The organism is Bacillus sp. 7894-2 (genome assembly GCF_002272225.1).
Classification (GTDB): Bacteria; Bacillota; Bacilli; order Bacillales; family Cytobacillaceae; genus Cytobacillus.
This window is the reverse complement of record NZ_NPDG01000056.1, coordinates 1-4590: the sequence shown is the minus strand read 5'-3', so window position 1 is coordinate 4590 and position 4590 is coordinate 1. Positions and strand designations below refer to the sequence as shown.

At 41.4% G+C, this 4590-nt stretch carries 2 protein-coding genes; both read right to left on the bottom strand.

Translation table 11 applies throughout. The annotated features are described in order from the left end of the window. Positions 1-279: 279 nt before the first annotated feature. Positions 280-2292, bottom strand: coding sequence for an ABC transporter ATP-binding protein (locus CHI10_RS07930; RefSeq protein ID WP_095243774.1), 2013 nt, complete (start codon positions 2290-2292; stop codon positions 280-282). Further along, positions 2289-4046 (bottom strand): ABC transporter ATP-binding protein, encoded by a 1758-nt coding sequence (locus tag CHI10_RS07925; RefSeq protein WP_095243773.1) that lies wholly within the window; start codon positions 4044-4046, stop codon positions 2289-2291. Before CHI10_RS07925 ends, CHI10_RS07930 begins: the two co-directional genes overlap by 4 nt. Between the last annotated feature and the right edge of the window lie 544 nt (positions 4047-4590).

The following is a 4590-nucleotide window of genomic DNA, read 5'->3' as shown; positions in this document are numbered from 1 at the left end:
AAAAAAACTGCCTGGCTGAAAAGCCGGCAGTTATGCTTTTATAATTGTATACCCAATAAAGTATCCAAGCACCATAATACTTGCTATCACCAAAGTAATAGAAAATTCCTCCATATAATCTCCTCCAGATATGCGTGATAGCATAAGAGTATCATGAATATCGGAGTTCAAATTCTTTATACCAGTACTATTCTGTGTCTGAAAAATGAATTTTTATTGAACAAAATAACTTTGCGTTAAAAAAATAATAAAAAAGAAAGCGCCATCCGGCGCTTCCTTCTATCCTGCAAGAGTTGATCCCTGCTGAAGCTGATACATCTGATAATATTTGCCCTTTTGCTCCATTAACTCATCATGGTTACCTTTTTCAGCGATCCTGCCCCTATCCAGAACGAGGATTTGATCAGCATTTCGGATTGTCGAAAGCCGATGGGCGATGATAAAGGTGGTTCTTCCTTTTTTCAGCACGTCCATGGCTTCCTGGATAATTAATTCTGTCTCAGTGTCTATGCTGGATGTGGCTTCATCCAGGATCAGGATGGCCGGATCAAAAGCAAGAGCACGGGCAAATGAAATGAGCTGTCTCTGCCCGCTGGAGAGCGTGCTCCCCTTCTCGATAACCGGCTCATCAAAGCCTTTTTCAAGATGCTGAAATATCTTATCTGCTCCGACATCCTTCAGGGCTTTTTCCACTTTCTCCAGGGATATTTCAGGATCATCAAGGCTGACATTGGAAGCAATGGTCCCGGTGAACAAAAATGGATCCTGGAGGACGATGCCCATATGCTTTCTGAGCTCCTGCCTTGGAATCTGTTTTATATCCATGCCATCGATCATAATTTTTCCTTCCTGGCAATCATAAAAACGGAAAAGAAGATTCATGATTGAACTTTTCCCTGAGCCGGTATGGCCAACCAGCGCAACTGTCTCTCCGTGCTTTGCTTCAAAATTAAGATCCTTCAGCACATATTCCTTCTCCTTATAGCCGAAGTGCACATGATCAAATGTAACATTCCCTTTATAGCGGGATATTTTATTATCACTGATATCAATGCCTTCTTCATCAAGCAGTTTGAAGACTCGTTCACCGGCAACCAATGCCTGTTCGAGATTGGCCAATTGGTTGACAATGCCCTGCACAGGCTGAAACAGGCGGTTAATATAGTCTACAAAAGCATAAAGCATCCCAAGTGAAATGACAGCTGCCGCATTGAGCGACTCTCCTCCGAAGTACCAGATGAATGCAACAAAAACCACATTCCTCAGCACACCCACTAAATTATGCGATGTAAGTGAATTCAGGCTCAGAAGTTTATTTTGGAAGGTAAAATGCTCTGTATTCAGCTTTTCAAAATCCTTCTGTGTATCTTTTTCGCGGCCAAACGCCTGGATAATATTCATTCCCTGAATCGATTCATTAACCATGCCATTGATATCACTAACCCTGGAACGGATAATATGATTGTATTTTGATGCATACTTACGGTACACAATCGCCCATACGTATAAAATCGGCAGCAGGATTAAACATATCGCAGCAAGCTTGGCATTTAAAATAAACAAAGCGATATAAATACCTGAAATATATATGACACTTGTAAAAAAGGTTGCCAATACGGTCACATAAAGCTCACGGATGGCTTCGGTATCATTGGTTATACGGGCAACCACCTTGCCTGCCGGAAGATTATCAAAATAACTGATTGGCAGCCTTTGAATCTGCCCGAAGACATCTTCTCTCATTTTCTGGATAATCCTATTTGCTGACTTTTGCAGAAAAAACCGCTGGCCGTACTGAAAAAATGCAGCGATCACCAGTAATCCAAAGTAAAAGGCCAAAAGCTGAACAATCTTAGGAATTTCGGGTGAGTAGAATAGCATTAATTCTTCACCAGTCAATGCCTTTCCTGCATAGGTTTCGGTTTGGCCGCTTTTTTCAATAAAGAGTTTGCCCTCTTTGAAGGTTCGCTCTCCATCAAAAGCAATGTCACCCCTGATAAAGACGAATTGGCTTCCAGCCTGCAGGATGCGGGCCTGATCAATTTTCCGCTCACCCTGATCAATATTTTGTTCCTTTTTGTAAAACTGGCCATCATATTCCACAGCATCTTTTCCGCTTTCAGTCTGATACCAGACAGATTCTATGCCAAGGATATGGTCATCAATCATCTTCTTCGCGATGAAAGGCCCTGCCAGATCTGCTGCTACAGCGACTGTAAGCATCAGCAATGCAGCAATAATCGTTTTTTTATAATGAAGTGCATATTGGAATAACCGCTTTCCTGTGGTCATGAAAGCACCTCCTCTTCAGCAGATGTTTGAGTCTGCTGCCTCAAAAATTGTTCCTTATACCATCCATCCATAGCCATCAATTCCTCATGAGTGCCTTCCTCTGCTATTCTGCCATCATCAAGGACGATTATATGATCGGCATGCTGGACTGCTGACATTCTGTGTGTCGTAATGATTGTCGTTTTGCCTTTGCGCTCAGTCCGGATATTTTCAATAATTTTCTTCTCTGTTTTAGCATCAACGGCTGAAAGAGAATCATCAAGGATCAGAATTTCCGGATCCTTCACAAGGGCACGTGCAATCGATATCCGCTGTTTTTGCCCTCCTGACAAGGCCACTCCTTTTTCACCGACCATTGTTTCAAGCCCTTCCGGCAGAAGATCAAGGTCTTTTCGGAAAGCTGCCAAATCAATTGCTTTTTGCATATCCTCTTCAATTGCTTCCTCTTTTCCAAAAAGGATGTTTTCCCTGACAGTCCTCGAGAACAGAACATGATCCTGTGGAACATAACCGATCCATCCCCTTGTTCTTTCAAGCTCCTGTTCTTCAATCGGAACATCTGCAATGGCAAGCTTCCCAGTGCCTGTCGGATATTCTCTTAAAAGCTGCTTTATAAAAGTGGTTTTCCCGCTTCCTGTTTTCCCTGCAATGCCCAGCGTTTCCCCGCGTTCAATATGCAGCTTAATCCCTGTGAGATTAGCCGTTTTTGAGGAAGGATATTGGAAATGAACATCCTTGAAGATAACATTTTCAGGGACTTCAATGATAGACGGGTTTTCAGGATTCACAATATCCTGCTTAGCGGACAATGTTTCCTGTACCCGGTCAAGGGATGCATTTCCCCTTTGCATGACATTAATTAATTCTCCAATAGCAAACATTGGCCAAATCAGCATGCCTAAATACACATTAAAGGACACGAGCTGGCCCAAAGTTATGGTTTGGTGGAAAACAAGATAAGCACCGTATCCTAGCCCTATAAGATAGCTAAGGCCCACAATCACCTTTATCGTCGGCTCAAAAAGTGAATCAATTTTGGCCACTTCAATATTTTTGCTGTAAACATCTTCAGTGAGTTCATGGAAACGCTGCTGATCCGCTCTTTCCTGAACATAAGCGCGCACCACCCTAACTCCCGAAACCGATTCAAGAACCCGGTCATTGAGTTCACCGAAAGCATCCTGTGCGCTCATAAACCGCGTATGAATCTTCTTCCCGTAAATTTTTATCAGATAAGCCATGATAGGCAAAGGCAATATTGCTGCAAAGGTTAGTTTCCAGCTAACCAGAAATCCCATCGTAAACAATATTGTCAGCATGAAGACGCTGGAATCCACCAGTGTCAATATTCCGAAACCGGCCGTTACCGAAATAGCTTTTAAATCATTTGTTGCCCTGGCCATTAAATCACCGGTCCGGTTTTTCTCAAAAAATGTTGGAGTCATTTTCAATAGGTGACCCATAAATTGTGAACGCAGTTTTCTTTCTACCAGGAATGCCCCTCCAAAGAGCTGGTACATCCAGATATAAGTGATTGCATAGGACACGATTGTGATGATTGCAAATAAACCAAGGTACTCTATTATTTTAGCACTGCTCATTTGACCAAGATGTATATCATCAATTGCCATTCCAACAAGCCTAGGAGGCATAACATCAAGGATTCCGACAATGATCAGCAGAGCAATGGCAATTGTATACCTTTTCCAGTTTTCTTTAAAAAACCAGCTTAATTTTCCTAAAATCGAAAACAACGATCTCTCCCCTTTCCGGTATGAAGCTCATGTTTCTAAAGAGAGCTTTCATACATTAACCAGCAGCAAATACATAACTAGCCTCCATCCAGATCCTCCGGCAAAAGTGTTTTTCTTTTCATTCTTACTGCATTCATAAAATTTTCCTCCCTTTTTTATGGCTGCCGAAAACAGCCGCTATTAAAATATATGGAAACAGGCATTGCCTGAATTTCCTATTGGTGATATTTGGGATTAGACGAAAAAAAGACATACCGCGGCATGCGATATGTCTTTAAAAGACAAAAGAGCCCACGTTACGAAATGTAACCTGTGCTCCTTCAAAATAAATGTGCAGGCAGATCCTGTTTACATTTTAATATGTTCTAAAGGAGAGGTTACAGATTTTAATTTTTGAGTTGTTTTTTGATGATGATGAATTAAGATCATTTTGTAGCCCTCCTTTTCATTTTTTTCCATATTGGTAAGATTATCACCGCTTACACTAAAAGTCAATCAGATTTTTACCTACTTTTTAAAATTTTCTGTCTTCGATTTATCTAAA